General features: G+C 39.4%; 5 protein-coding genes. All 5 read right to left on the bottom strand.

All coding sequences use genetic code 11. The annotated features are described in order from the left end of the window. Window positions 1–61: 61 nt before the first annotated feature. Window positions 62–1,597 (bottom strand): hypothetical protein, encoded by a 1,536-nt coding sequence (locus V7K25_RS28360; protein WP_335162795.1) that lies wholly within the window; start codon window positions 1,595–1,597, stop codon window positions 62–64. Continuing rightward, window positions 1,590–4,304, bottom strand: a complete 2,715-nt coding sequence (locus tag V7K25_RS28355) for a two-partner secretion domain-containing protein (RefSeq protein WP_335162793.1) — start codon at window positions 4,302–4,304, stop codon at window positions 1,590–1,592. The genes V7K25_RS28360 and V7K25_RS28355 overlap by 8 nt, the downstream gene beginning before the upstream one ends. Before the next feature lie 45 nt (window positions 4,305–4,349). Then, complete coding sequence (locus V7K25_RS28350; RefSeq protein ID WP_335162791.1) at window positions 4,350–4,988, bottom strand: PAP/fibrillin family protein; 639 nt, start codon at window positions 4,986–4,988, stop codon at window positions 4,350–4,352. Between the two features lie 271 nt (window positions 4,989–5,259). Beyond that, the gene (locus V7K25_RS28345) at window positions 5,260–5,430 is read right to left on the bottom strand and encodes a hypothetical protein (protein WP_335162789.1); all 171 of its coding nucleotides are present in this window, start codon (window positions 5,428–5,430) and stop codon (window positions 5,260–5,262) included. 287 nt (window positions 5,431–5,717) lie between these two features. Next, complete coding sequence (locus tag V7K25_RS28340; RefSeq protein WP_335162787.1) at window positions 5,718–6,236, bottom strand: hypothetical protein; 519 nt, start codon at window positions 6,234–6,236, stop codon at window positions 5,718–5,720. Window positions 6,237–6,322: the final 86 nt, after the last annotated feature.

Here is a 6,322-nt window from a genome sequence, read left to right as displayed (position 1 = left end):
TTCGGGGGTCATGCCTATGGTTTAAGTAAGTATTGTGTTCTCCCCATACTACACTCATGAATCAGTATTTCTGCAAAAATGGGATGCTCCCAATTGTTGTGCTAGCATCTAAGTTTTGAATTTCATTGAAAGCTACCAGATTAAGCTTGCGACATTGAAGATAATTTTCTAGTTCTGCTATTTGCAGCCTTTCATTAGTCTTAATTATTTCTGACAAATTTGGGTTAGAATCTGTTAGGAGCAATCTCATATATTCACGATATAAAGGCTCCACTTTCTCATGGAATGAGAACTGTAAATCTGTATTAATTGACGAAAGATTGTTGCGAACTAAAGTGACATTTTCAATTGCTGCACTATATGCTTGTAGAGCTTCTTTATATTTTCCCTGCTCCTTGTACAAAATTCCTAATTGCTGCTGCCATTGATAGGCAAGATCCCATGCGTGAACTGATTGAGCCAATCCCAAAGCTTCTTCAAAATCTGGTTGTGATTGCTCTAGTTTTAATTCACCTAAAGTGCCAAAACTCTCTGACTGTAATCTCTGACTATTAGTAATTTTAGCTGTTTTTAAAGCAGATTCAGCATATTCAATAGCTAGTGAATGGAACTGTTGGTCTGGAATTTTATTCAGACTTTTAGAAAAGTTCAGCTTGGCATAAACAGAATAGCTGGCTGGTAATTGAGAAAATGTCGAATGATTTTTTAAAAGCCAATCTACAGCAGGCTGTATCTGTTGAATAATTCTAGTACGAAGGGAGGCTAATTTTTTATTACCTAATTTTGACTCTACTGCTAACCATTGCTCAAAGTCTAACATTAAGCTCAGGTGATGTAATTGAGCTTGCAATTGTACTTCCTTTGGAGTATTTAAGCTGTCAATCAATTGTTGATAAATGTTAAGTGAGTCAAGTGCCTGTTTTTGAATCAAATTGACAAATTCTTTCTGAAAAACGGGTTCTTCTATTTCTAAATATTGATTTCGTGCTTGCTTGTAAATATCCTGGCTAGTACTACCTAATGAAAGCAGAATCCCGCTAGTGTCAATAGAAGGTATCCACTTAGCAGCAGATAATATTTCTGACAAGACTTTTTTTGATTCATCAAGCTTGCCCAACCGACGCAAGACTTCTCCCAAGTTGTGCAATCCGAGTAAGTTTACGGGTGAAAGAATTTGCTTATTAATGGTTGCCGTCAGCAGTTTTTCCATCTTATCAGTAGGTTGCTGTGGCGTAGTGGCGCAAAGAGAAGCATTTGCGTCTAACTTCAAAGCTGACAATAGCGTATTACAAGCCCGATAATGTAAGCCCAGCGCTTGTAGAGCAAGATTCTGGTTGATTAAACTCCCGGTAATACCATCTTCATAGTGGAGTTTTTGATAAATTTTCGTAGCTTTTTGCCAAGTTTCAAAAGCCTTCTCTGCTTGGCCGATATCCAATTGCTTTTGACCTCTTTGGGTCAGTAAATTCGCCTCTTTCTGTTGTTGTGCTTCTTTATTTATAGTTTGAGCGGAGATAAGAAATGGTTGGCTCACAACTATAGACAACCCGAAAATGACTAGCAACAAGTACTTGAACCAATGTCGGAGTCTAATCATTCTTCTGAGTCGTTTTCGTCATTGGTAATATTCTTGATACATGAGATTCTTGAGAACACGGGCTGGCAGACAACGAAGCATTAGGAACGACAGTATTGGGTTGTTTTACCGTCAAAATAAAATTCCCATCAGAATCTTGTATCAAGGCTTGGGCTTCTATGATTTGTGTTGGTTCTTCGCTTGAGTATGACTTTGGTTCCTCTGAATTATTAATAGCTTCACCTGAAACCAAGTTACTCTGCCAACTCAAATAGCTAGCTGGCAGGTCGTTAGAACTAGTTGGAAGACCGTTAGTACCAGTAATGACCAATTTACTCCTAGTTACTGCCCCCGATCGTCCCTGACAAACCGATACAATCTCAGGAGTTGCACGAATCGCTGCTGGTTCTGCTTTAGCCTGCACAGGATTAGTAAATAAGGTGTTGATCTGAATCGTACCATTCAATCCGAACCGTGAACTAGCTGTAATTTTGCTATCAGGAGAAAGGAATATTCCTTTGGTGTTGATTCTGATATTACCGCCTTGTCCTTCAAAAGCATTCGCTGTGATGCTGCTATTTTTTATTGCAACTAGGATATTTGTGTTGATGATGATGTTACCGCCGTCACCATTAGTACCTTGTTGTCCAGCAGTCGCAGAAATACTGGCATTGTTTAGTTGAACATATTTTGAGTTAACAGCAATATTTCCACCTTGACCAACAGCAGTAGTAGCGGCAAGACCTCCGTTATTTGAAATGTTGATTGTATCAGCGTTAATATTAATTATACCAGCATTGCCATCACCATCATTCTTGACACTAATTAATGCGCCATCTGCAATATTTAACTTGTTAGTATTAATCGTTATACTTCCTGAATCCCCTCTCAAATCTGAAGGCAGCAGATATAGCTCTTGAAAAGTTTTATTGGAATCAACAACAGATGAATTGATAAGACTGGGATTTACAGCGCCTGGAACTCTACCTATTACATCGATAGAATCAGAAGCATTAATGATAAGGCTATCAGCTTTCCCAGTTGAGCGAGTAGAAGTATTAATTATTCCGCCATCCCTAATTGTTAACTTTTTTGTATTAACTATTAATTTACCACTATTACCACTGCTATAAGTTGCAGTAACCAAAGAGCTTGGGGTAAAGACATTTGGTACTACTCCAACAAGTTCTACAGAGTTATTAGAATTTACAGTTACATCCCCTCCAGAGCCACTTCCCAGAGCTAAAGAACCAATAATACCCCCATTTTTGGCACTTAAAATTCCTGTTGAAAGAACTAGATTACCAGCATTCCCAGAGCCAGAAGCTCTAGTAAGAAGAGTACTAGAAAGCTGTGAAGCTCCCGATAAGTAACCAATGACTTGAATAGATTCAGGAGTATTAACTGTTAAGTTACCACCTTTGCCAGTCCCAAAAGTTGAAGTGAGGATTTCTCCACCACCTTCTATAGATAAATTTTTCGTAACCAGAGTAAGATTGCCACTATTTCCAGAGCCAAAGGTTGAAGTAATGATATTACTAGGTAGTTGAAGAATGGAAGAGGAACCGTCAGCAACTTGAGTAAATTCGGAAGCATTCACGAAGACATCGCCCCCCCTACCTACACCATAAGTTTTAGCAGCTATTGCTGCTCCATCCTGAAGAATTAGATTTTTAGTTGAAATTTCGATTTTTCCTCCATCTCCTACTAAAGTTTCATTAACCAAGCTAGTAGGGATTGTTCCATTCCGAGAAGTTCCTATTATTCTCAATTCTTCAGAGGCATTTACAATAATGTCACCTGATAATTTATTCCCTTGGTTTTGAATTAAAAATATTGAGCCACTTCCTAGCTCCACATCAGCAGCTTGTGCTTGAATAGAACCACTACCAAAGCCACTAACATCTGCTATTGACTGTTGAGATAGTTGAATATTTTTGAAGCTAACGGCATCTTCATAACTCAAATTCCAACCATTATAAGCTGGATTAATGTGTACTATTCCTTTGTCAACACTACCTAACTCAATTCGCCCTTCACTTGCCTCAAGCTTTCCTCCCTCTAAAGTTACGTCACCACCCACTAAAGCTAAAGTGTTCTCTGGCTTTACACGTAAGCCATTTGAGCTAGTGGTTCTAATAAATGGTGAGAATGGGCCATTGAGAGTCAGATTGTGTCCTGTACCTTGAGCTTGAATTACGCCTGGATTACCATCAAATCCTAAGCCAATAGGTACGCTTACTGTTAACAAGGGTTGATTTTGTGGAGCTTTTGCGCTGAATTGGCTGCCATCAGCAAAGTTAATCCTGTTAGCAGTGCTACCTAAGAACGAACCACCGATATTTAGGACAGCATTGGGGCCAAGAATAATCCCATTAGGATTAATTAGAAACAGGTTAGCACTGCCGTTAGCTTTCAGTAAACCATCAATGTTAGAGATAGATAAACCAGTTACTCGACTAATAATGTTTTGAACATTTGAGGCATTATTAAAGTAAGCGGTGCTACCTGTGGATAGAGAAAATTGCTCGAAGCTGTGAAATAAGTTGTTTCCTGCTTGCGTTCCTCCAGTAATATTGCTGGTATTGCCTTGTGGCGTAACTATAGAATTGACAGGTAATGTATTATCTGGAACAATCTGTGCCATCGCCGATGAGGAGAATAACACATAAAATAGGGAAGCTAAATGCTGACAAAAAATAAGAGAAATATTTGATTTTTTTTTCATCTGAGCTTTTAATTAACTCCAGTGAGCAAAACTTCTCTTTTGTAACTAAGTTGACGGTGTTACATCACGACGAAATACAAATAAATTATTTGTTGCACCTCGTCCTACCCTAATTTCTTGATCTAAGTAGGAGGTTATCCATAAAGCTTCTTTCTGTAGGAATTCTAATACTGGTATTTTTAACTCAGGAAAACTCCAATTAGACAACGCAAAGGGTTTTGTCCCTTGTATGGAAAATGAATTAAAGGACACTGTGGCAGTTTTCTCATCCGTATCCGTACCCCATTTCCAATGTCCATTAGCTTGTAACTGCCACTCGCCTAAAATGGGTAATTCAAGCTGGGCGCTATTAGAGGCTGAGATTTTTCTGGTATTACTGTCACTAGCCAATGTTTGCCACACGCGTTTAATTTTGATTACACCCAAAAAATCTGGAATTGATGCAATCTGGCGTGTGACGATTGTCCCACTAGATGCATACACTAATTGCCAGTTACCTAGTAGAGAAGGAAGATAGTTAGGCTGAAGTGGTTGCGGAATAGGACTTATGCCCTCCAACTGTTGTATAAGTTGATCAATAAGTTCGTCAGAGGTTGGAAATAGGCTTTGCTGTAGTCCCAATTTATCTATACGTAATAAAAGCTCAGTTTTTAAAGCAAATCTGGCTGCATTATTCTCTAGCATGTCTATAATTCTACTTCTATGCTTGAAAGTTACTGTCAATAGTAATTATTAGTCATCAGTGATATTTTTAAGCACAAGCAGCCCACCAACTAAGTCTGTATGGCGCTTGTTACGTATTCAAGCGTTAGTATAAGTGTTGAAGGGGAGCAGTATGCGGTATCTGTAGGTTGTGATCGGGAGCAATGCGATTTTGTGAGGTGCTTAAAATTCCGGTGCTAAATCACATATTTAGGGGTGCGATCACAGCCAAACAACTGTTTTTATTGAGAATCTAGGTTTGTAACTGAGAATTAAAGTCCGATCTAACAAAATCGCATTGCTCCCGTTGCGATCGCGGATACTGCCTTTGCTTGTAAGCTAATGCACTACAAATGTGTAAGAAATATTGGTGCTTTAGTTTGGCAATGCAAGTCATGCCAGCAACGTATTTTTTGTCACTCATAGAAATTATGGAAACTCAGCTAAATCGGGAACACAGGAAACGCAATCTTACATCGTTCTTCATTGAAAGCAGTTGCTTATATTATTATTGACAGCGTTGCTAGGAACTGAGAAAAGTAATTTTTTGCAACAAAACTTCAAATGGTCATATACAGTAGCCCAGATGATGGAGAAATTCGCTACGAATTAATGCTTTGCTGTACTAAGGTCGATGACTGACAGTTGTGAGAACGGCCAATATTTAACCTGCAAATACTCTGCCTTGGCTTAAAAAAGCAAATACACTCTTTATTTGCTTTGGATGTAGCGAAAATTTTTGTCTCCCTTGTAACCAGAAGCTTTCGCTAAGTCCTTGAGGTTCTGTACGCCGCTATATTGCTGCCCGTTGATGACCCAAGTGGGAAAGCCAGGAACTTTCGCAGCTTTGCACCAATCTGGATGAGCGTTTAAACCTCTCTTGTCACACTCCACCTTGATGCTGTCACTGATAATCTGGTAGGCTTCTTTACCAAAGAGCAACTTTTGTTCGTGACAGTGGGGACACCACCAAGCAACGTATTCTTTTGCACCTATGTTCGCTAGATGTCGTGCCAGTGCTATTTCTGCATCACCAGAAGTGGTGGTGACTTCCCAGGCGACTCCAGGCTGAGGGTGTTCCTTGGGCAGGAAGAAGATGATTGATGGCGACTTTTGGTTGTCTGTTTGCCCTGCTCCCTCTGTCAGTAGTGCAGAGCCAGAACTCGTACCAACACAGATAATGGAGAGCGTTAACAGTGCAAGTAAAAGAGGGTGTTTGATGAATGGCACTAAGAAAAGCCAAAACACTTGTGGTTAAGCACTTTGCAATTGCTTGCGTAATTCGTGCCGGGGTTTCGTCATCAAAGGGTAAATTT

The organism is Nostoc sp., from assembly GCF_036919495.1.
Classification (GTDB): domain Bacteria; phylum Cyanobacteriota; class Cyanobacteriia; order Cyanobacteriales; family Nostocaceae; genus Nostoc.
This window is presented reverse-complemented; position numbering and strand designations above follow the sequence as displayed.